Annotated in this window: 13 protein-coding genes; 2 read left to right on the plus strand and 11 right to left on the minus strand. The window is 70.1% G+C overall.

The window, feature by feature from the left end; all coding sequences use genetic code 11:
- Positions 1-5: 5 nt before the first annotated feature.
- The 5 genes from ABZZ20_RS26835 to ABZZ20_RS26855 form a co-directional block, all read right to left on the minus strand.
- Entirely contained in the window at positions 6-1,070 is a 1,065-nt protein-coding gene (locus ABZZ20_RS26835; protein ID WP_356873817.1) for a histidinol-phosphate transaminase, read from the minus strand.
- Complete coding sequence (locus ABZZ20_RS26840; protein WP_356873819.1) at positions 1,067-1,447, minus strand: cupin domain-containing protein; 381 nt, start codon at positions 1,445-1,447, stop codon at positions 1,067-1,069. The genes ABZZ20_RS26835 and ABZZ20_RS26840 overlap by 4 nt, the downstream gene beginning before the upstream one ends.
- Positions 1,444-2,481, minus strand: a complete 1,038-nt coding sequence (locus tag ABZZ20_RS26845) for a class I SAM-dependent methyltransferase (RefSeq protein ID WP_356873821.1) — start codon at positions 2,479-2,481, stop codon at positions 1,444-1,446. Before ABZZ20_RS26845 ends, ABZZ20_RS26840 begins: the two co-directional genes overlap by 4 nt.
- Before the next feature lie 90 nt (positions 2,482-2,571).
- The gene (locus ABZZ20_RS26850; protein WP_356873823.1) at positions 2,572-3,699 is read right to left on the minus strand and encodes an FAD-binding oxidoreductase; all 1,128 of its coding nucleotides are present in this window, start codon (positions 3,697-3,699) and stop codon (positions 2,572-2,574) included.
- A complete protein-coding gene (locus ABZZ20_RS26855) occupies positions 3,692-4,717 on the minus strand; it encodes a hypothetical protein (protein WP_356873825.1) in 1,026 nt (341 codons plus the stop codon). The genes ABZZ20_RS26850 and ABZZ20_RS26855 overlap by 8 nt, the downstream gene beginning before the upstream one ends.
- A 376-nt stretch (positions 4,718-5,093) precedes the next feature.
- On the opposite strand from ABZZ20_RS26855, the gene ABZZ20_RS26860 reads away from it, so the two are divergent.
- Positions 5,094-5,465, plus strand: coding sequence for a hypothetical protein (locus tag ABZZ20_RS26860; RefSeq protein ID WP_356873827.1), 372 nt, complete (start codon positions 5,094-5,096; stop codon positions 5,463-5,465).
- Between the two features lie 422 nt (positions 5,466-5,887).
- Here the strand turns inward: ABZZ20_RS26860 and ABZZ20_RS26865 are convergent, their stop codons facing one another.
- From ABZZ20_RS26865 to ABZZ20_RS26875, 3 genes are all read right to left on the minus strand, one after another.
- On the minus strand, positions 5,888-7,033 hold the full coding sequence (locus ABZZ20_RS26865; protein ID WP_356873829.1) for an FAD-binding oxidoreductase: 1,146 nt from the start codon (positions 7,031-7,033) through the stop codon (positions 5,888-5,890).
- Between the two features lie 257 nt (positions 7,034-7,290).
- Positions 7,291-7,635: a VOC family protein gene (locus ABZZ20_RS26870; RefSeq protein WP_356873831.1), complete on the minus strand. Its 345-nt coding sequence runs from the start codon at positions 7,633-7,635 to the stop codon at positions 7,291-7,293.
- The gene (locus ABZZ20_RS26875) at positions 7,632-7,802 is read right to left on the minus strand and encodes a ribbon-helix-helix domain-containing protein (RefSeq protein WP_356873833.1); all 171 of its coding nucleotides are present in this window, start codon (positions 7,800-7,802) and stop codon (positions 7,632-7,634) included. The genes ABZZ20_RS26870 and ABZZ20_RS26875 overlap by 4 nt, the downstream gene beginning before the upstream one ends.
- A 79-nt stretch (positions 7,803-7,881) precedes the next feature.
- Between ABZZ20_RS26875 and ABZZ20_RS26880 the strand changes: the two genes are divergently transcribed.
- Complete coding sequence (locus tag ABZZ20_RS26880) at positions 7,882-9,447, plus strand: MFS transporter (protein WP_356873835.1); 1,566 nt, start codon at positions 7,882-7,884, stop codon at positions 9,445-9,447.
- 143 nt (positions 9,448-9,590) lie between these two features.
- Here the strand turns inward: ABZZ20_RS26880 and ABZZ20_RS26885 are convergent, their stop codons facing one another.
- The 3 genes from ABZZ20_RS26885 to ABZZ20_RS26895 form a co-directional block, all read right to left on the minus strand.
- Positions 9,591-11,069 carry a hypothetical protein gene (locus tag ABZZ20_RS26885; protein ID WP_356873837.1) on the minus strand — a complete coding sequence of 493 codons (1,479 nt, stop codon included), beginning with the start codon at positions 11,067-11,069 and terminating at the stop codon, positions 9,591-9,593.
- On the minus strand, positions 11,066-13,939 hold the full coding sequence (locus tag ABZZ20_RS26890; RefSeq protein ID WP_356873839.1) for a hypothetical protein: 2,874 nt from the start codon (positions 13,937-13,939) through the stop codon (positions 11,066-11,068). Before ABZZ20_RS26890 ends, ABZZ20_RS26885 begins: the two co-directional genes overlap by 4 nt.
- A gap of 70 nt (positions 13,940-14,009) precedes the next feature.
- A complete protein-coding gene (locus ABZZ20_RS26895; protein WP_356873841.1) occupies positions 14,010-22,628 on the minus strand; it encodes a toxin glutamine deamidase domain-containing protein in 8,619 nt (2,872 codons plus the stop codon).
- Between the last annotated feature and the right edge of the window lie 3 nt (positions 22,629-22,631).

The following is a 22,631-nucleotide window of genomic DNA, read 5'->3' on the forward strand; positions in this document are numbered from 1 at the left end:
TTCGATTACTTGCCGGCGGTGAGCCGGTCGAGCGCGTCGAGGAACCGCCGCAGCTCGTCCTCCGTGCCGAGCGAGACGCGCAGGTGGCCGGGAAAACCGAACATGCCGGTGTCCCGTACGAGAATCCCGTGCTCCTTGGCGAGAAGGTTCTGCGCCTCCCCAGAGGCGTCGACCTGGACCGCGACGAAATTCGTCACGGACGGCAGGTAGCGGTATCCGCGCCGCTCCAGTTCGGCGGTGAACCACTGCCGCCGCCGAGCGGTGCCGTTCCTGATCTCGCTCAGGAACGGCTGGTCGGCGAGTGCGGCCAGCGCTGCCGCCTGGGCGACACGGTTGACGCTGAACGGAAGGACGTTCAGGGTCCGGCGGACCTCGGCGATGAGATCGGCTCGGCCGACCGCGTACCCGATCCGCAGGGCCGCCAACCCGTACGCCTTCGAGAAGGTGCGCAACGCGAGCACCGGAGCTTCCAGGTCGAGGAAGTCCCTCGTCTGCGGCAGGCTCGGGTCGCTGAACTCCTGGTACGCCTCGTCGAAGACCAGCGGCACTCCACTGGACTGCGCCGCGGCGATCAGAGTGACGAACGCGTCCCGTGGAAGCGCCGTTCCGGATGGATTGTGCGGATTGCACACATATCCGATGCCGCATCCGGGGAGCTTCTGCGCAAAACCCTCGACGTCGAGTTCGGCACCCCGCAGCGGCAGCGCGGCAGCCCCACGGCCGATGCGTTCGAGGGCTTCCGGGTAGCCGGGAAACGTGCCGGCGGCAACGAGTCCGGGGCGGGAGAGGTCGCCGAGCGTCAGCGCGGTCGCCAGCACCAGTTCGTCGCTGCCGTTGGCCACCGCGATCTGGTCCTCGGAAACGCCCCATTGCTCGGCGAGCGCCTTGACGAGGCCCTCGCGCTGCGGCGCCGGATAGCGGTTGACCCGTTCCAACGCTCCGGTCGCCGCGGCGACGGCCGCGGGGCTCGCACCGAAGGGGCTCTCGCTCAGGTGCAACCGCACCATCGTGTCCGCATCGGGCACGCTGGTGTTGTAGACCTTCGGCTCCGGGCGGTCGGGCGTACTCACAGCTGAGATCCCAACAGGATCCCGAAGCAGTAGCTCCCCACCGCCGCCTCCTTGGTGACGAAGTGGTGCTCGCTGCCCGCCGGAATGCGCATCGCCGCCGGCGAGGTCAGTTCGTGACGTACCCCGTCGAGGTGGACCTCGATGCGCGCCTGACCCGGCAGCGGCGAGACGAGCAGGTAGATCTCGTCGACCTCGTGGGTGTGCGGTGCGGCCACCGGCTTGTCCACGAGCGTGCTGAGCTCACCGCCCGCGATCTGCACCGGCATACCGCCGAACATGTCCGCGGTGAGGTAGAAGGGCGCGGGCTGGTGATGTCCCGCCACCGCGAGTGGAATGGGTAGGTCGGAGACGATTTCGGGGGCGGCCGTACGGCTCACGCTGCCTCCAGCACGAAGAGATAGGTGTGCGGCGCGCCGAAGGGCACCGCGCGACGGAGGCGCATGCCTCCCTTGTCGAAGAGCTCCTCGTACGCCTCACGGGTGTAGATGGGAACACCCATCAGGGCGTGGGCCAGTTCGAAGCCGCTGGAGAAGATCGGCAGGGTGTCCTCGCCGTTCCTCGGCCGCACCGTGGTGTCCCCCAGCAGGAACGTGTGCGCCTTGGGGAAGGCGGCACGCATCCGGGGAATCACCTGGTCCCGACGTTCCGGATCGACCAACAGGTCATGCAGGAACATGAAGCTCATCACGACGTCGGCTTCGTCGGCGCCCTCGACGCGCTGTTCGTTGAAGAGGATGTCCAGTACGTCCGCACACACGGGCTCGACGGTGCCCCCGAGGCCGTACCGTTCGACGGTGTCGGCCCCGAGTTCGGTGGCGGACTTGCTGATGTCGATACCGAGCCCACGACTTCCGGGGCGTGCCTTGACCAGCCGGGAGACCCGCTCGCTGACGCCGGCACCGAGGTCGACGAGCGTGCTGAAGTCGAGCGCGGAGACCTCCTTGTCCAGGATGTTCCGCATGAGCGCGGAGTCCGCCTGCGCCGAACCGAGTGCCACCATCCCCTCGTCGCGGTGGAGGTCGACGCCGAACCGGCGCTCCCCGCGGGCGACGGCGGCGGCGTTCGCGAACACGTCGTGATAGCCGCCGACACCCCAGGTGAAGAAGCCGATCGCCTGACGGACGTCCTCCCCGGTCCGGATCGCCCGGACGAGGTCACCACGCGATTCCAGGTAACCGAAGGATTCCGCGGCCCGGACGAGGGCGTGGAAGACGGCATGGTCCAGCTGGTTGTCCCGGCAGAACGAGGAAACGTCGACGGAACCGTCGTCCTGCAGTTTCCGGAACAGCCCGAGGCGCTCCAGTGCGTGCAACACGTGCGCGCAGATGAAGCCGTTGAAGGCGGTGTCAGGGTTCAGTGGGGTGGGTGCCTCGCCTTGCCAATGTGCAGTTGACGCTTGTACCAGCGACAATGGTCTACACCTCTCAGGAATGCGGCGGACGGGCCGAGAGTGGGCCGCCCGCCGCGAGAATGACCTGGATAGGACCTGGATAGGACCTGGTCAGAAGGCTTCGAGCCGGGCCAGGTTGGTGGCCAGCGAGTACGGGGTGAGGTCGACGCTCGGCTGGTGGCCCTGGTAGAGGTCACGGATGATCTGGCCGGCGACGGGCGCCTGCGCCAGTCCGTGGCCGGTGAAGCCGGCGGCGAAGAAGATCCGCTCGTGCTTGCCGTTGCCCTTGCCGATGATGGCCGACTTCGTCGGCGTGACGTCCAGGCTTCCGGTCCACGCGCTGTAGAGCTTGACGCCCTCCAGCTGCGGGTACCACTTCGGCAGCTCGTCGACGGCCGCCTGGTACCAGATGTCCCGCAGTCCGTCCTGCTTGGATATGCGCTCCAGGCCGACGAGGAAGGCCTTGCCCATTCCCATCGTCTTCAGCCCGGACACGGGGTGGAAGGTGAACGGCGAGTTGTGCACGTCGCGGTCGGTGCGGATGGCGTCAGTGTGCAGCAGTTCGGCGAACTGCCCCCACACCGGCAGGTCCAGGCCGGCCAGCTTGCCGACGTCGCCGCTCCACGGTCCGGCCGCGATGACGATCGCGTCCGCGGTGAAGTCACCCATCGTCGTGTTGACCACGCCGCTGTCGCCGTCCAGCCCGGTCACCGCGACGTTGGAGAACAGTCGTGCACCGTGCTGCTTCGCGCCCTCGGCGTATCCCTGGACGATCTTCTCCGGCTTGACGCGGTACGTGTCCGGGTTCCAGACCGCGGCCTCGATGGTGTCGGGGTCCAACCAGGGGTTGAGCTCGACCGCCTGCGCGGCGGTGAGCATTTCCACTGCCGCTCCGGCCTCACGGTGGTCCGCCAGGTCCGCCTCCAGCTCGGCCGCCTGCTGCGGGCTGGTCAGCACCGTCAGCAGCCCCAGGTTCTCCAGCCCGAGGTCAACACCCGTGGTCGCGGAGAACTGCCTGAATTCGGCGAGGCTGCGCGTCGCCAGCTCGGAGTCGTGCGGCTTGCGGGGGAAATAGGTTCGGAACGCGCGAGCGGTCTGCGACGTGGTCGCGGCACCGAACTGGTTCTTTTCCACCAGGACGACGTCGATGCCCGCCTTGGCCGCGTGATAGGCGATGGACGTGCCGATCACCCCTCCGCCGATGACCAGCATTTCCGCCGTGTTGTTCTGCTCAGACATTCGCACTCCTCGTAACGTTCGGACGGTAGGTCCAGGTGTCGCCCGTCAGGTCCCACGGGAACAGCTGAAGATTCCACGCACCGAGGGCATTGACGTACGTCGCCATCTGCGCCATCAAAGCGACGAAGTCTTCACGGGTGGTGATGACGTCGAGAGCGGCGACCACTTCCTTGGTGATGTCCCACAAGGTGTTCATTCCGCAGTAGCCGAGGAACTCGGTCGGCTTCACCAGAAGGATCTTGGCCAGCTCGATCAGCGACGGGAACGGCATGTCGATCTTCCGACCGGCGCGCACCAGGGTGGTGTAGTTCACGTAGCCCAGCGGGCGGGTCTCGCCGTTCACGGCGACCAGGGTCGTGAGGACCGAGTTCTTCGTCCCGGCGCCGGAGGTGGCCCGGGACTTGCCCTCGTGGATGTCGATCAGTTCATCGGTCGGGTCGACCAACACCCGCTCGGTTTCCGCGGCGATCCTCTCGATCAGCCCCCGGACCTGCTCGGACTCGACGGCAAGGCGCTGCACGCCGTGGCCGGCCGGCTCGTCCACCCGCCGCACCTCGGCGATCACGGGCACACCGTTGCCGTGCACCGATTCCCAGATCAGCTGACCGATCTTCGGCAGCAGGTCCACGTCCTCCGGGACGACCATGCCGATCGGCGAGGTCGGCATCGGCTCCGTGAGCTCGCCGTACTTGATGGTCAGGTGCTGCACGGGGGAAAGGAAAACCGTGCCATTGGGCTGAATCTTGCGATCCACCTTGTAATCCGGAACCGCGTGCAGCAGGTCGTGCGCCGGCGGCACGTGGTACATGCAGTCGCCGGCCACGAGAGCGTGACCCTGAAGGGTCCGGTACGGCAATGCCGCCCACAACGGCTCGACGAGTTCCGCGTTGCGTCCCTCTTCGAGTGTGATCCGAATCTTGGCGTCGATCGCCTCCCAGGCGATCTCAATTTGGCGCATTGTTCTCCTATCTCCTTCTATTTGGCCCCTGTCGCCAACGAGAGCGCATGACAGGTTCAAGGGGAGTCGGGATACCCGCAACGGCTACGCTGCCGTCGCGAACTGAATATATGAATTAAGACATTCGCTCGGTCGACAGGAGCGCGTTTTTTGTCAAATCACTGATTGTTTGTCACTTCGGATCGCTCGCCCGATTCAGGGAATGCAAAATTCCGGCACCGTCGCGACGGTACCGGAATTGTCGACTCAGTTAATCGAAGAACTAGCGGATTTCCCCTCACCACTGGTCACGGGTGGGACGGCCTCGTCCTGACTGGCTCGATCACGACGGTCGGTCTCCGCCGACCACTGCCTGGCCGTCATGCCTGCCGAGCCGGTATGGTCCGCTCTCTGACCAGCCGGTTCAGCGACTTCTGACACCTGGAGAGCGATTCCCATGACCAGCGGGCGCGCAACGACGACCCTGTGGCGCCCGACCGGCCCCAAGGAGCTGGACCTGGTCAGGGAGCTGAACTGGCGTGCTTGGCCGCCCCGTCTACCGGAGCAGCCGATCTTCTACCCGGTGCTCAACGAGGACTACGCCATCAGGATCGCGCGGGACTGGAACGTGAAGCACGACGGGGCCGGCTTCGTCACCCGCTTCGAGGTCGAGTCCGAGTTCCTCAGGCGGTATCCCGTCCAGCAGGCCGGCGGCCGGACCATCCTCGAACTGTGGGTTCCGGCGGAGGAACTCGACGCCTTCAACGCCCACATCGTTGGCGAGATTCAGCTGGTCCACGCGTTCCACCGAGAGGCGCAGGCCCACTGAAGGGGCAGACGGTCACCGTGTGACGTCTCGGTGTCGCTGGGGTGCTCACGGCGTCGGGGCCGCCCCGGACGGTCCCGGTCACCGGGCCGAGCCCGCCACCTTCGGCAGGCCGGCGCCCGTACTGCCGCGGGAAGGCGCGGATGCGTTCCGCTCAGGTCGGCGTGACGTCCCAAGCCCCCTGCTCGGGCACTGCGTTCGCCCTCCTGGTGGGAGCGGCCGGCGGCCGTACGGCCCCGAGGGGAACCCGGAGCCGCAGCCGCAACCGGCCGGACCAGCACGCGTCACCGCGTACGCACACGGAACCGGCACCGACGCCCGTGACCATGCGTACGAGCGTCCACGGCCGCGGCCGGCGTCGTCACGGCCCTGATCGACAACGGGCCGGGCCCGCGGACGCCGGCCCGTTCACTCGGGTCCGCGGGTCACGCCCCGTTGTGCGCCAACGAGAACGGCGTGATGTCGACGCCGGGGTGCCGCCCGAGATGGAGATCGCGGATGATCTTGCCGGTGGCGGGGGCCTGGCTGAGCTCGTGACCGGTGAAGCCCGCAGCGAAGAAGATCCGTTCGTGCCTGCCGTCCGCCCGTCCGATGAGCGCCGACCTCGACGGCGTCACGTCGAGGGTTCCCGTCCATGCGCTGTGCAGCGTGGCGTTCCGCAGTCGTGGGTACCAGTGCCCCACCTCCTCGACGGCCGCCTCGTGCCAGATGTCCCGCATGCCCGGCTGCGTGGAGAAGCGTTCGAGTCCCACCAAGAAGGACGGCCCCATCCCCATCGTCTTCAATCCGGCCGCGGGGTGGAACGTGAACGGCGTTGCGACGTCGGCGTCACCGACCGGATCGGTGCGGAACAGTTCGGCGAACTGGCCCCACACCGGCAGCTTCAAGCCGGCCAGCTCGGCGATGACGCCACTGTCCTGTCCGTCCGCGATGACGATCGACTCCGCGGTGAAGTCCCCCACCGTGGTGCTGACCCGGCCGGTGGACGCGTCCACTCCGGTCACGGAGGCGCCGGTGATCACTCGGGCACCGCGCTTCTGCGCGCCCTCGCCGTAGCCCCGTAGCACCTCGTCCGCCCTGAGGCGGATCATCTGCGGGCACCAGAGCGCCATTTCGACTCCCGCCGGATCCAGCCAGGGATTGCGCTCGACAGCCTGCGCGGCGGTCAGCAGCTCCAGCCGTACGCCGACATCGCGCTGCGCGGGCAACTCCGCTTCCAACTCGGCCGCCTGGTCCGGATCGGTCGCCACTACGAGCATTCCGGTTTCCGTCAGCCCCAGATCGGTGCCCGTGGCGGCTTCGAACGAACGGAAATCGGCCAGGCTGCGCGCCACCAGTTCGGAATCGTACACTCGCCCGGGATAATAGGTACGGAATGCCCCCGCCGTTTGCGTCGCGGTGGCGTCGAGCTGATCCCGTTCCAGCACAACGACGTCAACGCCCGCTTCCGCGCAGTGGTAAGCAACGGACATGGCGATCACCCCGGTACCGATGATCAGCAATTCAGCCGTCTTCTTCTGATCCGACATGCGCAATCTCCCGTGACGTGGCCTACTCGCGTCGGCCCGCACTTCGAACAGCGGAGTGCACTGGTGTTCGTTCGGCCGATGGACCGAATCTTGGGGAGTCGCGGCGGATCAGGTCAAAGAGGAGCAGCGCGGGTACGTCAGGTCAACCTGCGTTGCTCCGAGTTGACAAACGGTCCGTCCCTTCGTCGGCCATTGCGCCGAAGGGACGGACCATGGGGAACATGAGGGCAGCCGCACTACACGCGAGCGTTCCTCGGGTCACGACGACCCGTGGAGCGCCGGTGCCGGCTGCCCCGCGCTCACTTCTTGATCGGCGCCTGCAGGCTCCAGACGCGTCCGTCAGGGTCGCGCACCTTCATCTCCTGCGTTCCGTAGTGGGTGTCCTCGAACGGTGTGACCACCTCCACGGACGGATCGACAGTGAACTCGCCGGCGTCCGCCACCCGCAGCACGACCTGGACCTCGGGCTTCTGGTCCTCGGGAATTTCGGCGAGCAGGAGGTAGGCGCCATCGCCGTTACGGAGCATTCCCGATCCCTCCTCCGTCGAGAACTCGACGTTGTAGCCCAACGACTGGAAGAACTTGGCCGCCTTCCCCCAGTTATGGGTTTCGAGGTACACGCCTTCGATACCTTCGGTGGTCATGCCTGCTTTCCTTTCGGAGGTTCCTGATCGTGAACGGCGAGATACGTGCGCAACGCCTCGGCTACCAGGGCCGAGAGCGACTGCTCGTTCTCGATGGCATGGTGCTTGATCTGCCGGATGAGTTCCACCGGCAAGTAGACGTTGAACTGCTTGACTTCTGCACGCATGCTAGCATGCTAGCATGCGCTTCTTCGTTGAACCACGGTTGAAAAAAGAAGAGTTACGAGCCGAGGAGGGCTCCGAACGATGAAACGCCAATGGTGGACGCTACTGGTCGTGTGCGCAGCGACATTCATGTTGCTGCTCGACGTCACGATCGTCGCAGTCGCGCTCCCGGACATCCAGCACTCGCTGGACGCGAGCTTCAGCGGCCTGCAATGGACGACGGACGCTTATGCGTTAAGCCTGGCGGCGCTCCTGCTCACCTCGGGTTCCCTGGCCGACCAGTACGGTAGGCGGCTCCTGTTCGTCATCGGGTTGGCGATCTTCACCGCCGGATCGCTGCTGTGTGGCATCGCACAGGACCAGGTGACGCTGATCGCGTCCCGTGGGGTGCAGGGAATCGGTGGCGCGATCCTGTTCGCCACCTCACTCGCGCTGCTCGCCGGCACGTTCCAGGGCAGGGAGCGGGGCGCGGCCTTCGGCATCTGGGGAGCCGTCGCGGGTGTCGCCACCGCACTGGGCCCGGTGCTCGGCGGTGTGATCACCAGCGGGATCAGCTGGCGCGGCATCTTCCTGGTGAACCTGCCGATCGGCATCGCCGCGATCATCATCACGCTGCGCATGGTGGACGAGTCCCGTCCGCCACGCGCCTCTCGGATCGACTGGCTGGGCGTCGTACCGCTCACCGCGGGTCTGTTCAGCCTGGTCTACGCCCTGATCCGGGCCAGTGACACGGCGTGGGACGAGCAGGGTGTGCTGATCTGTTTCGGCCTGGCAGCGGTGTTCCTCGTGGCGTTCGCGGTGATCGAGTCGCGCGTGTCCGAGCCCATGTTCGACCTGAAACTGTTGCGGACCCCGACGTTCCTCGGCGGCTCGATCGCAGCGTTCGCGATGAACGCCTCGCTGTTCGCGATGTTCATCTACATCGTGCTCTACCTGCAGAACGATCTCGGTTACAGCGCGATGGGCACCGGCGCCCGACTCCTGGTCAGCTCCGGCTGCACGCTCGTCGCCGCCATGGCGGCGGGCCGGGTGATGAGCCGTGTTCCGACCCGGTGGTTGATCGGCCCGGGCCTGGTCGTGGTGGGCATCGGGCTCCTGCTCATGACGGGCGTCACCGCCGACTCCGACTGGACCCACCTCATCCCGGGGTTCATCGTCACGGGCATCGGCGCCGGAATGGTCAATCCGCCGCTGGCCTCGACCGCGATCGGTGTCGTTCCGGTGTGGCGCGCCGGAATGGCCTCCGGCGTGAACCAGACCTTCCGGCAGGTCGGCATCGCCGTCGGCATCGCCCTGTACGGATCGATGTTCACCGCATCACTGCACGACGCGCTGCAAGGCCGGCTCGCGAGCATCCCCGGGCTCCAGGGACGCACCGAAGAGGTCGCGGGCTCCATCCGCATGGGTGCTCCCGATCAGGCGATCGCCGCGGCCCCGCCGGAGTTCCGTGGACAGGTGGAGAACGCGATCCACGCCAGCTTCGCGACGTCCCTGAACGACTTGCTGTTCGCCAGCGGCATCCTGGCGCTGGTGGGCGGCGTCCTCGCCTTCGCCCTCATCCGCAGCAAGGACTTCGTCGCACCCCAGGGCCCCGGCCAGCCGGCCCGGCCCCAGACGCAGGAGACCGAGGCGCCTCAAGCGCGCTGACCACCCGGCGGCGGGCCACGGCCTCCCGACCGCCGCTCATTTCGATGCCGGCACTGCACACGACGTCTCCCGTCGTGTGCAGTGCTGCGTCCGGCTCCCCGGTGCCCCTCCCCCGCGCTCCCGGTTCCCGCCGCCGCCGATGGTCATCGGCCCTGGCAGTCCACCTTCGTCTGAGCGACGGCCACGTGCCGGTTCGTGTTGCCGCTGCCCCAGTCGATGCCCCGGTTGTCCACGGAGACTTCGATCTGCGGGGACGAGATCTCGTACGAGCCGCCGTTGACCCACCGGCCGGTGTTGGCGTCCTGGTCGATCGTGAAGGAGCCGACCTTCCCGCCCCCGCCCCGGACCGTGTAGTGGGCCGGGTCGCCGCCGACCATGGTCTTGTCGCCGGAGGACGGGATGTAGACGTACACGGTGCACCGGCCCGACTTCACGGCGCCCGTGGAGAAGGCCCACGTGGCGTAGTGGTCGCTGTCCGCCTTGGTGGCGGAGCCGCTCATCGGCATGGCGAGGAAGTCGCCGTCGCAGCCGTCGCCCCGCCACGCGCTGGATCCGTAGCGCCAGCCCTCGTCCCCGTCCTTGTACTGGCCCTTGGCGGTGAACCCGCCGCTGCCGCAGCCCGGGCCGACCAGCTTGCTGAAGACGGGCACGGTCGGCTGGGCCGGTTTGGCGGGCGGGGCGGGCGGCGCAACGGGGGTGTTCGCCTTGCCGGGGTCGGAGCCTGTCTGGGTGCCGCCGTTGTTGCCGGACTGCTGGGGGTTCTGGGGATTCTGGGGGTTCTGGGCAGGCTGCCCGCTGCCGTCGCCCTGGCCGGTGGGGGCATTGCCCTGCACGCCGCCGGACTGCGGTGCGCCGAAGGGCAGGTTGCCGTTGGCGGCGTCCGCAGCCGGGGAGCCGTTGGGCTGGGTGCCCGGCGCGGCGGGTGCGTCCCCGGCCGGGGCGGCCTGCGTACCGGGGACCAGGCCCGGGAGTGCGCCGTCGGGCCCGATGGGGCTGCCGTCGGCCCGGAGCCTGGACCTCGGCCCCGGCCCGTCGTCCGAGCCGGAGACGAGGAACGGTACGGCTATCAGCAGCAGGCCGGCCACCGCCGCGGCCGCCAGCATGGGCTTCCCCGGACGCCCGGGCAACGAGGCCAGCAACCCGCGCGGACCGGAACCGGAACCGTCCGTGGCTGTCGCGGCCGTGGCCGCGGTGACGGCCTCGGCCTCGGACCGGGACTCGGACTCCGTCCCGGCCGTTGCCTCGGACTCGGCCCGTGCCGAGGTGGTGGTCGCGGCGGCCGGTTCCGGTTCCGGTGTGGTCGCGGTCGTGGGCGTGGTCTCCGGGGCGGCCGTTGCCTCGGCTTCCGACTCGGCTTCCGGCTCCGCCTCCGCTACGACGGCAGGAGCCTGAGCCGACCCAGCCGCACCCGTGGCAGGGCCAGGGCTCGGGGCCACCTCGGCCGCCGTCGCAGTGGCCGTCGCAGTGGCCGTCGCAGTGGCCGTCGCAGTGGCGGGGACCGGCCGGGCCGCCGCCGGAAGAGCGCCCGCGCCCGGGTCGGCGCTGACGACGGGCAGCACGGCGGCGTGCAGCACCGGGTCTCCCCCGGTCGTCCCGGGGCGACCGCCTGCGGAAGGTGTCATGACATTGACCTGCTTTCCAGAGAACTGGCGGAAACCGGCACAGCGGCCGGTCCCGCGGGAAGGTACGAGCCGAGCGGGCCCGTGCACTGCTGGAGCCAGGCCGCGGTGGAGGGCGGGACACCGGTCCCGCTGCGTGCCGCGTCCTCCAGCCGGGCGAGCGCCTCGGCCGTGGGGAGGCCTCGGCCGGAGCCCGTCGCACCGGGCGGGGCCTCGTTGAGCAGCACCCGCCCGGGCAGTTCGTCGGTGGCCGGGTGGACGGCGCACACGTGGAGCCGGGTGCCGGGCAGGAGGACGATCCGCTCGGGCTGGCCGGCACCACCCTCCGCGGTGCCCAGGAGCGGGCCCGTACGGCGGCCCGAGGCGGTCCGGACCGCGTACCGGCCGGCCAGCGCGGGGAGCAACCGGTGGGCCGCGGCCGGCGGAAGGGCGGAGACCGGCTCCTGAACCAGGATCCAGCCGCCCGGCTCCTGGTCCGCTGCGGGATCGGTGTGGGGCTCCCAGGCCCGCAGGACCGGGCCGCGGAACACGGGCAGCCGGCGCAGCCCCGCGAACAGGCAGGCCCGGTAGGCCAGCACGGTCGGATCGTCCGACTCCGGTCCGGTGCCCAGGACCGCGGCGGCGAACGGGGCGTCGCCACCGGGGGAAAGGTAGAGGTGCGCAGCCGCCAGCTCGGCCCGGGCAGCCTCCTCGTCCCGCGTCCGAAGCGCGGGCATCTGGATCATGGCCCGGGAGACCGCGCCCGCGTGGCGTTCCCAGCCGGCGCCCATCGCCTCCCGGAAGGTACTCCGGTGGAGGTCCGTGCATTCCGGCACCGCAACCGGCTCCGCCGCTGTCGCCGTGGGCGGGCGCGGTGCGTGCCCCCGCACGGCGACGGGAGCGGCCTCCGGCGCGGGAGCGCTGCTCGTCACGGGCAGCGCGGTGGGCGCCGCTGTCGGTGCGGCAGCGGTGACCTGTTCCCCGTGCGCGCAGAGCTGCGGGGTCGCCAGTGCCTCCGACAGTGGGACACCACCGCGCCGGACAGCGGGCACGGCGCGCACCTCGGCCGCGTCAGCCCTACCCGGCACCGACACGAGCTCGGGCGCCGGGGCAGGAGCCGGCGACGTCGGTGCGGGCGTGGGGGCGGGGTTCGGTACCGGCACCGGGGCAGAGGCCGGGGCAGGAGCCGGGTTCGGCGCAGGGGCCGGGGCAGGGATCGGGGCAGGGATCGGGGCAGGGATCGGCGCGGGGAGTTGAAGGGGGGCCGGCGGGCCGGAAGTGGTGACCGCGGATGAGGTGAGTACGGGCAGGGGCCTCCCGGCCTCCTGGCCCGGTGGCACGGGAGGCCGCTCGCCCGGCCCGGGAGCAGGGGTCGGTGCGGATTCCGTGACCAGGGTGAGCCGACGGCTCGCCGCCAGGCGGCTCAGGGCATGCCGGTCCCGGTCGTCCAACGGCCCCTCGACGGTCAGGACGGTCCGCTCGCGGAAGTCCGGTTCCAGCGCGTCCAGTACATCGGTCAGGGCGGGCCAGAAGGTGGGGTCTTGGCAGGACCCCGCACCCGCACCCGCACCCGCACCCGAAATGACGAGGACCGGCGCAGCGGGGTCCACCGACCGGGGCCGCGGCTGCGGCCGTGACACCGCGGCGTCGGCAGTGCCGAACCACAGGCCCCACCGGGTCAGTTCGAGCTGCCAGCCGTCGCCGAGGTCCAGCCGGGTGTCGCCCGCAGGGCGGGATCCGTGCACCGGCGGTGTGTACCACGCCGTCGGCTCCTCGGGCGGGCGGGAGCCGTCCTCTCGTACCGGTCGGCAGGTCACGGAAGCGACGAAGGGCCGCCAGGCCCGGGAGGCGTCCGGGCCGGAGACCAGCACCTGCGTGCGCCGGGCCGTGATCAGTGGCGGGCCGGTGAGCACTTCGACCGTCCCGTCCAGCAGGTCGGCCACCGCGCGGGCGGACGCGAGCAGGTCGCGGTGGTCGCCGGGGGCCAGCCGCAGGGCACGGCGGGACGCGACGGGCAGGCTGGTGAGGAGAGCGGCGATGTCCCGCGCGGGCACGGGCGGATGGGTCGGGCTGCCGACGAGCAGGGTGGGGCGGATGGGGTCTGCCGGTACGGCGAAGGCCAGGTCACCCGGCTCCGGGGCCGGTGCCCGCCGCGGGCGCAACAGGAGTCCGGCGGGAATCTGTTCGGCGATGCTGTCGCCGAACTCCCGGCTTCCGACTCGGGCGAGGCCGGGCTGCCAGTCCGGGGCGGGGTGCCGCTGACCGAGGGCGGTGGGCGGACGGTCCGGGTCGCACCGCCACCAGCCACCGCCGGGGGTGGCGGGGACGGGAACGAACAACGTGCCGCCCGGGGTGACCACGGCCGCGGCGTCCGGTGCCACGACGGAGATCCGCCAGGCGTCGGCGAGTTGCTGGGCGAGCGAGGACCGGTGCGGGTCGTCCGGAGCGGTGGCTGCCGCAGCGGACATGACGAGCCGCACGACGTCGGCGCCCCCGCACTCGTCCCCGGTATCCCCCTCCTCGCCCGCATCCCCCGGACCCGTCAGTCGGCGCAACTGCGCGCCCAGCGCGGGCCAGAGCGCGTCCGCCGCCGTATCGGGGACCGCGACCAACAGGGTGGGCATGCCGGGTACCGGCTCCACGCGGGCAGCCAGTGCGCGCAGCGCTGCGGTGTGCTCCTCACCGGCCGCGGGGTCAGAGAGCAGCACCGTGTCCCCCACCCGGTGCGTACCGGGCGGCTCGGTGTCGGTGGTAGGCACCTCTGCCCCCTCGGCGCGGCCGGGTCCGTCGGCGCGGCCGGCCCCCGGCGGACGTCCGAGCGAGGCCGGCGGCAGCGTTCCGGCGCGTCCGGCGGAGCCGAACCAGCGGGGCAGTGCGGGGCGCCGCCGGGTCATGCGGGGCCCTCCTGTCCGGCAGGGGCCGTCCGGGTCCCCCGGTTGTCGGTTGCGGAGCACATGGGGGGATTCACACCTCTTCCACCTTGATCACTTCGTAGTACTCCTGCCGGACCACCCCGTTCTTGTCCTTGACGTCCTTGGCGATGACGTCCCGCGAGATGATCTTGAATTCGGCGCCGGGCAGGAACAGGACCTCTTCCTCGGACTCGGTGACGGCGAAGGGATGGATGTCGCGGCCGTGTTGGCCGTTCGGCGTGATGTCGAGGAGCACCTGATGGAACATCATCTGTGAGCGGGTGCTCGCCGAGAAGTTGAGCGCCACCTCCCTCGACCGGCTGGAGCTGGCGAAGAAGTCGTAGGAGAAGCGCTCACCCGAGTAAGTGGAGGGGATGGCCCGCCTGAGCAGGGTCAGGAGGCCGTTCTGGGTCAGGGCTCCGGCCGCCCAGTCGCCGCGCCACAGGGTCGGTCCCGTGTAACCGGGAAGGTTGCGCAATGCCTCACCGAGCATGTCGGCGTGCCAACTGGCTTCCTTGACGATGTCCGGCATCTTCCGGCGGAGCGTGGCGTGGAGCTCCTCCCGGATCTCCGCCATCCGCTCCGGGCCGTTCCCCTTCTTCGCCAGGTTGCGGTACTCCCTGATGGAGTTGCGCACGACGTCGTCGGAGAAGAACAGCTGGACGCCCTTGCTGGTGCCGCCCTCCAGGCGCTTGTCCAGCAGTTCCTTCAGCTTCCCCTCCATCCTTCCCCTGAGCGAGAGGATGGGGGCGGCCTTGCCCAGGGTCGCCTCGACCGCGAGGTTGATGAACTCGTGGTCCGGGCCGGTGTAAGCGCGCAGGGCCAGGGCATGGGCCTCGGAGAACGAGGCACGCAGTGCGGCGGACGTCATGTTGTTGCGGGACATCCAGTCGGAGAGGACCGTGCCCTTGTGCCTGACCCCCTCGTCGAGCTCGTCGAAGACCGTGGCGATGTGATCGAAGTCGTCGTCGCCGAGGACCTGGAACCCGCCCTGTTTCTGCTCGCGGCGGGCGTACTCCCGGTAGACGGTCTCGTGCGGGAGCAGCCCGTGGGCGCCGCGGACGGCGTTCACGTCCTCCCACTGCTTTCGTTCGTCCGCGTCCAGGCCGTTCGGGAGGGGGCGCAGCTCCAGGTCGCCGGTGAGTGAGCGCAGTTCTGCCAGCGAGAACCCCGGCCCCAGGGCGGTCAGGCTGTGGTACATCGAGGCCGCGTCGGTCAGGTCGAACTTCTGTCCGTCCACGCCCTCGAATCCGGCCATCTGCGCTCCGCGCAGGATCTCGTACAGGGAATGGTCGTTGTGCAGACCCATCCATCCGATCAGGCCGATGACGAAGTCGGCCTGGCTGACGCCGGGGACGTCGAGCCACTGGAAGGCGCTGAGCATGCGGGTGGTGGTTCCCGAGATGCCGGCGATCGTACGGTTGCCGCGCTCGGCCATCTCCCGGGACCAGCCGGCGTCGGCGTCGAGGGTGTAGCGTGCGGCGCCTTCGATGAAACGGACCGGGGCGTCCGCGACGTCCGGGGAGAGCGTCGTCGGACGCGTCATCTCGGTGATGACGTGCACCCTCTCGAAGGTGTACAGCTGCTCCCCTGCCTCGGACAGTCCGGACGGCTCTGCCTCGAACTTCACGTCGACCGCGCCGGGCAGTTGCATGAGCGCCTCGACGTCCGGGAGGCCGTTCTCCAGGGTGGGCGCGTCGCCGGCGAGGAACTCCCGGTGGTGGAGGCCGATGATCTCGGAGACCTCCTGGTGTTCCCTGAGGTACGCCAACTCGCGGCTGCTGAGGACGGCCTCGGCGTTCAGTCGGGCCACGGTGAGCTTGTCCGGGGCCCATACCTGGCGGTAGTCGGGACGCGCGGTGCGGTGGGACTGACTCGCGATCATGTCGGTCAGGTCGGAGACGCCGCTGCGGAAGGGGATCAGGTTGCCGAGGGCGAAGGGGTCGCCCTCGACGAGGCGGGCGTACTGCGGACTGAAGAACCGCGCCAAGGTGTGGAAGGCCGACCTCTTCCAGCCGAAGAGGTACTCGCCGTACTCCTCCAGCGCCTCCCTCTTCAGCCCCAGGCGTTCGGCGCGCTCCCAGTCCTTCTGCTGCATGATCTCGATCAGAGCCTTCTTGAGACCCCGGTGTTCCGTGCTGCCGGGCAGGCCTTCCGCGTTGAAGGGCTCGTAGTAGGCCGCGTTGTAGAAGGCGGTGTACTGCTCCCGCGGGTTACCGGAGGCGAGCATGTCCCGGGCGTCCGCGGAGGTGAGCCCCGAATGGTTGATCTGACCGGCGCTGGTGGGATCGTCGTTGAGGAAGGCCTTGAGCCCGGGCGCGATGCCCTCCGTTCCGGGGGCGGGGGCATCGGCGTCCGTGCTGGTGGTGCCGTAGTACGTGTTCAGGACGGTACTGAGCTTCGTGAGCGCTTGTGTGACGGCGTTGTTCGGGCCACCGCTGAGCTCGTAGGCGCGGCGTGCCACCAGCCGCTCGAACCGGGCCGCGGTCTCGTTCCACTCGGGGACGTCCAGGCCCGGCCTGCGGTCGAAGATCCGCCCCAGGCCTTGGCCCTCCGTGCCGGGCAGCATGCCGAACTCGTGGGCGGGGGCGCCCGTTTCGTGATCGTGGTAGAGCGACTCGTCGTAGTGGCCGTCGCCCTTGAGCATTCCGCCGTCGGCGTCGCGGACGTGGGCCCAGACGGAGGCGTCGGCGCCGACCTCGGGAAGGATCTCCGTGGCGGGACCCTGGGCGTCGCGGACGTCGTGCCGTTGCGGGTCGACGAGCTGGAGGCGGCCGTCCGCACCGTGGAGCACCGTCATGGCGTGGCCGACCTCGCCGCCGCGCGCGACGAGGACCAGAGCACGGGTGCCGGGGCCGCCGTCGTGTACCAGGGTGAGGACGGAGTCCAGGCCTTGCGGGCCCGCTCCGTAGTGCCAGGCGGGCCCCTGGGAACGCCCTAGGGCCCAGACGGCGAGCCGCTCGGGGGTGCTGCCGGGCAGGGTGCCGGTGGCACGGGGGTTACCGTCGAGGGTGTCCCACAGCGCGAGGTTGGCTTCGAGGCAGTTCGCGGTGGACTCGGTGGGGTTGATCAGCCCGAGGAGGTCGGTCGTCACCGGCGGGAGTGCGCCCTCGGGCAGGTGCAGGGCGGCCACGTGGTCCGCGACGGCCCGGTGCTGTTCCGGGGTGGGAGGGACGAGGCCGCGGCCGGTCAGGTCCCGGTCGCTCTGGGGTCCGTCGCTGAACGGCCTCTTGTGCCCTGTCGGTTCGCCGTTGTCGGAGGCTTCGTGGACGTCGGGGGCGTCGGTCTCGGCGCGCCGCTTGGTGCCGCCCGGTACGTCCGGTGCGTCCGGCACGGCCGGTCGCGGAGCCGGTGCTCCGCCGCCCGTGATCGTGAGGAAGGCGTCGTCCGCGAGGGAGACGTCTGCGTGGTGCTGCGGCGGGGCGTCGGTGGGCAGCGCCGAGGAAAGGGTGTGCGTGCTCCAGGCGCTGCCCAGCAGTTGGGGCGCCGCCTCCGGGAGCGGGAAGACGCCCATGGACATGGTGGTCAGGTCGGCGTCGGTTTCGAGCCTGCTCTCTTCGGTGGTCCCGCGCTCGAAGCGGGCGGTGCCCGCCCCCCAGCGGTGGACGGAGCGCAGGGCCGCGGCGGTGTCGCTGAGTTCGCTGGAGTCGTTGAACACCGCGATGCCGCCCTCGCGCAGGGCGGAGTTCTTCAGCATCATGCCGTGTGCGACGACGATCTGCAGGTCCGCCCGGGGGAGCGCCGGGAGTGCCTCCGTTTCTCCACGGGCGCGTCCGTTGTGGTGGTCGAGGCAGATCTCCAGGGCGATCCTGCGGCCGCCGACCGTGAACACGGCCGTGTCCGTGACCGATTCTCCGGCGCTGTTGAAGTCCCTCTGAAGCTTGGCGGCCGCGGCTTCGGCGGCGGCCGCCGTCGCCTGGTCGAGGTTCCTGCGCTCTTCGCGGTTGGGCGTGTACCCGGTCACGTCCGATCCCTCGCGCAGTTTGGTCGTCTCGTGGACCAGCCGCCCGTTCAGCGCTGCCGCGGAGCCCGCCTTGAGGACCGTCCCGTTGCCACCCGGTGCGGGCTCGGACCAGACCGTCGATCCGGGGACGATGAGCAGTCCGGGGTGTTCGGCACTCAGCGCGACGGCGGCCGTGACGATCATTTCCTTCTCGCCCCGGGTGAAGGGGATGCCGGGCCGTTTGAAGTACCACTCGGGGGCGGTGAACACGCCGAGGACCGCGTCCGGGTTCTCCTGCCCGGCCAGTTCCGTCCGGAACTCGGCCGCCGCCCTGCTCACTTCCCGACGGAGCATTTCGATGCGGACCTGGGCCTCGGTCGCGTTGGGCATCGTCGCCCGGACCGTCTCGTGGGTCGCCTGTGAATCCCGGGTGAACGCGCCGTTGACGTCGGTCACCGCGCCGGCCGCGTGGACGGACACCCGGTCGTACGCGGTGCCCGGGGGGAGCGGGGTGTCGAAGCCGGGTACGGCCCGCCGCTGTTCCAGGGTCAGGCGCGTGCGCTCGGCATCGATCGACCTGTGCAGGTCCGACACCACGTCCGCGCGTGAGCTCCCCACCGGACCGCCCCTGAAGGGACGCTTGGTGGCCTGCCACTCCTCGATGCCGTGCTGCACCGTGCCGAGCGCCGCCAGGCGGGTCGGACCGCCGGAGTCGTGGTAGGCGGCCAGGGCCTGGTCGATGGCCGCCAGTTCCTGCGACCGGCTGCGGCCGAACTGGCCCGAAGCGTCCTTCCACTGCTTCACGGTGGGCGGGCCCTCGGTCCACCGCTCCCCTCCGGCGCCGAGCCGTGCCGCGTCGCCGGAGAAATCGGGACCGACACTTTCCGACTCGAAATCACCTCGCGTGGGCAGGAGTTCCAGCCGGTCGGGTGCGGAGGCGAGCCGGGCGAGGCCGCCGGTCTGGCCGTCGAGGAAGACCACCCGGTCGCCGTCGTGGACCACGTTGACGACGTGGGCGACCGGGTCGCCGGCCGCGCCGATCACGACCATGCCGCGGGCTCCGGGCCCGGCCTGGTGCATCAGGTCCGTCAGCTGCGCGTACGAGGTCACCGGGAGCGGCGGCCTGCCCTGGTAGTTGGCCAGGTGCTCGGCGGGGCTGGCATCGCTCGGCGGGGCTTGGTGGCCGACCCCCTCGGCCAGTGACAGGTCGGTCGCGATCGCGGTCAGCAGGCAGTTGGTACGGGCTTCGGGGTTGCTGTCGCGGTACGGATTGACCTCCCCGAGCCAGGGGTAGTCGCGGGCCACCAGCTGCGCGTGGGCCTGCTCCTGCGCCGGGTCGTGGAAGACCGCGCCCGGTACGTCGGTGCGACCGCCCGGATGGGCGGTGCCGATCAGCTCGCCGGCCTGGCTGCTGGTGGTGACCGTCGTGGTCGTGGTGGTGGCCGGAACGTCGTCCGGGGTGAACACGAGGCTTCCGTCGAGCGCCCGCTTGAGGACCTCGTGGTAGCCGTCCGCCGCCATGCCGTCGGCGCGCCGGGGGCGGGTGGCCTCGAAGGTCTCCGGGTCGGTGTTCAGTAGCTTGTACGAGCCGTGTTCGGCGAGTCCGTCGAACGCCTCGTTCTTGAAGGCTTCGCCGAACAGCTTCTCCTTGGTCGGCTTGACCCCCAGCGTGGTCAGCGGGTGGAGTTCGACCCGCTCGCTCCACTCCTTGCGCGCGCCGGTGTTGACGTACGCGTCGAGGTCGAGGAGGGAGCGCGGCGCTGCGATCTTCGCGTAGGTGCCCTTGATGTTGTTGCTGTCGATGTCCTGGTGGATGGCGAACGCCTTGACCTTGACGTCCGTCCGTCCGATCGACGTGAAGTACTCGCCCAGCAGTCCCTCGGCGGCGAAGAGCGAGCGGCCGCTCTGGGTGTAGTCGATCAGGACCAGGTCCTTGCCCGGGGGTATCTCGGGGAGGAACTCGGCGAAGTGCTCGAAGAGCATCCGGCGCTGGTCGAAGCTGGGCGGGGCCGCGGGCTCGCCGGTGGGCGAGACGGCCGCGGCGTAGTGGATCCCCGTGAAGTCCGTGGGACCGGGGCGGAAGTCCGACAGCGGCATCGAGGAAGCGCTCACCTCGGGACCGGCCAGTTGGAGCGCCGCGATCACCGCGGCCGGACTGCGGCCCAGCCCGAGGAAGACGTGCTCGGCGGGCGGGTAGCGCCCGGTGATCGTACCGGCCAGCTCGTTGACCGCCTCCAGTACCTTCTGCTGGCCCGCGACGTGCTGTTCGGTGGACCACGCGGCCAGGTCGGCGCGGAACCGCGCGGCCTCGTCGTGGCGGTAGACCAGATCGACGTCGGTCCGGTAGAGGAAGGTGGGGAGGGCGTCGAGGATACCGCCGCGTCTGACCTCGATGCCGGATTCGACGAGCCACTGCTCCGCCGACCGCGGGGTCAGGCCGATCCGGCCCTCCGGCGTGTCCCGGTGGACGTTCGTCGACGGCTCGTACGTCACGAACTCCGTGAGGGTGTCGTTCCAGCGGCCCGAGTTGGTGAGCGGTCTCCGCTCGGGGGGCGCAGCGGCGGGCACCGGGGCGGGCGCGGGCGCGAAGTCGGTCGCTGCACCGAGCAGGGTGCCCGTGGGTGCGGCGGGCGGGTCCGTGGAGGCGGTGACCGTGGCGGTGGCGACCTGGGTCGGGGGCGGGGGTGGGGGCGGGGCCGTGGTGCCGTCGCCCACGTCGAGGTACTGGAGCTCGCCGTCGTCGTCCGTGCCCGTGTCCGTGCCGGTCTCCGTGGGAGTGGGCGTGGGCGTACCGGGGTCCGGAGCCGTGTCCGGGCTCCCCGCCGACTCGGTGGCCGGCCGCTCCGGAACGGGGACGTCCGGTGTGGTGGAGCCGGTGGAGGTCTCGGTCGTCGAGGTGTCCGTCGTCGAGGACGTGTCGGTCGTGGCGACCTTCTGCCCCGGGGTGTCCGTACCGGTCGTGGTGGTGGTGCTGCGGCCGTCGGCCGTGGCGGTGCCCGTACTCGCCGTCGGTGTGGGGGCTGGGCGGGGGCCGCCGGGCGCGGTGGCCGACGGCTGCGCCGCACCGGTCGTGGTCGTGGCGGCGGGCGGGGCCGAGGCGGTGACGACCGCGGTCGGCGCCACGGGGACGGGTCCGGCCGGTGTCCCGGGCGACTCCGGGCTCGCGGCCTCGTCACCGGTGCCGGTGGCGCTGCGGCTGTCGCTCCCGCTGTCGGCGTCCTCGGTACCCCAGTAGGTGTCCCAGTCGGCGTCCGTCACCTCGTCGAGGGGGAGCACGGACAGCGTCTCCTCGACCGTGCTCGGCTCCGCGCCCGCGTCGTCGTCCTTCGTCGCCCCGGCGGGGCCCTCGGCCGTCGCTTCCGTCGTGGCGCCGGTGCCCGCCGTCTTGCCGCCGACGGCTCCCGGGTCGAGCTTGGGGGGTGCGCCGTTCGCTTCCGGGGGCGCGCCGAAGACCTTCTCGCGGAGCCCCAGGCCCATGCGTTCGCCGCCGGCCTCCGCCAGGTGCCCGAGCCGGCCGCCGACGACCCCGGAGCCGAAGGTCAGCCAACTCGTCTCGAAGGCGTGGTCCTCGCTGAAGATGGCGTTGTAGACGCCTTCGGCAAGTACCCCGCTGGCGCCCTCGGTGAGCCCTTGCCCCAGGTGGTTGCCCAGGCCGCGCAGCAGGTCCCGGGCCATGTTGTCGGGCAGCCCCCGGGCGAGGGCCTTCATCAGGTCGGCGCTCAGGATCCCTTCCAGCGGGTCGAGCGCGCCGCGCAGGCTCTTGGTCAGCCCGGGCTTCCCGAAGTTGTCGATCAGTTCCCTGGCCCACTTCTCGCCCGCCTCGCGCGCGAGGGTCTTCTGGGCGCCGGTCCCCACGTGGTCGGCGAACGCCTTGCCGATGTCCTTGACGAGCGTGTTCTTCGCCGCATCGCCGAGCGGGCCGTTCCCCCGGGTCAACGCCCCGCCGAGGACGTCCGCGAGATCCTTGCCGAGGGCCTTGTTGCCGCCGGCCTTGCCGATGACGTCGGCGAGGTCCTTGGTGACGCCCTTGCTGAAGAGGTTCCCGAGTCCCTTGCCGAAGAGACCGCCCAGGCCCCCCATCGGCAGTGAGATGAGGCCCTGGATGGCTCCGAACTTCATCGATTCGAAGAGGGAGTTGGTGTCGAACTCGTCCCGCGTGCCCTCCATGAGCTGGATCCACTGGATCATGCTGTCCATGGCGGCGCCCATGCCGACGCTGATGATCTCGTGCATCACGATCATGCCAATGACGCGGGCGATCAGGCTCTGCATGAAGAACTTGGCGACGGCCTCCCCCGCGAGGTATTCGAGGATCGACGCGCCGCCGGTGAAGAAGGCCAGTGCCAGGGCGATGGCCATCTCCAGCAGCAGTTCGATGCACTGGGCGATGATCATGTACTTCGCGTACTGGATCTGGGTGGCGGTCTCCGAGGTGAACTCGGCGATCATGGCCGCCTGACCCGACATCGCCTTGATGTAGTCGATGCCCTTGCTGTCGATGAAGGGCGCCATGGCGTCCCGGTACTGCTGCGCCGCAGGCCCCGTGAACGAGTTCGCGGTGTAGTTCACGCAGTCGTTCAGGATCTGGGGCAAGGCCTCCAGTCGCTGCGTGAGCTCGTGGTGCACCTGGGCGAGGTGGAACATCTTGTCCTCGTCGCCGTCCGGCATCTTCGAGCCGGTCAGCAACTCCATGAAGGGCACGATGTCCTTGGGTACCTGGATCGCCATGGG

Origin of the sequence: Streptomyces sp. NPDC006430, assembly GCF_040612395.1 — a bacterium.
Taxonomy (GTDB): Bacteria; Actinomycetota; Actinomycetes; order Streptomycetales; family Streptomycetaceae; genus Streptomyces.

What these genes read in the sequence shown, in the direction of transcription:
- ABZZ20_RS26850 (WP_356873823.1), bottom strand. Translation starts at nt 3,699, where the DNA reads ATGTCTGAGCAGAACAACACGGCGGAAATGCTGGTCATCGGCGGAGGG.
- ABZZ20_RS26860 (WP_356873827.1), top strand. Translation starts at nt 5,094, where the DNA reads ATGACCAGCGGGCGCGCAACGACGACCCTGTGGCGCCCGACCGGCCCC.
- ABZZ20_RS26870 (WP_356873831.1), bottom strand. Translation starts at nt 7,635, where the DNA reads ATGACCACCGAAGGTATCGAAGGCGTGTACCTCGAAACCCATAACTGG.
- ABZZ20_RS26875 (WP_356873833.1), bottom strand. Translation starts at nt 7,802, where the DNA reads ATGCGTGCAGAAGTCAAGCAGTTCAACGTCTACTTGCCGGTGGAACTC.
- ABZZ20_RS26880 (WP_356873835.1), top strand. Translation starts at nt 7,882, where the DNA reads ATGAAACGCCAATGGTGGACGCTACTGGTCGTGTGCGCAGCGACATTC.
- ABZZ20_RS26885 (WP_356873837.1), bottom strand. Translation starts at nt 11,069, where the DNA reads ATGACACCTTCCGCAGGCGGTCGCCCCGGGACGACCGGGGGAGACCCG.
- ABZZ20_RS26890 (WP_356873839.1), bottom strand. Translation starts at nt 13,939, where the DNA reads ATGACCCGGCGGCGCCCCGCACTGCCCCGCTGGTTCGGCTCCGCCGGA.
- ABZZ20_RS26895 (WP_356873841.1), bottom strand. Translation starts at nt 22,628, where the DNA reads ATGGCGATCCAGGTACCCAAGGACATCGTGCCCTTCATGGAGTTGCTG.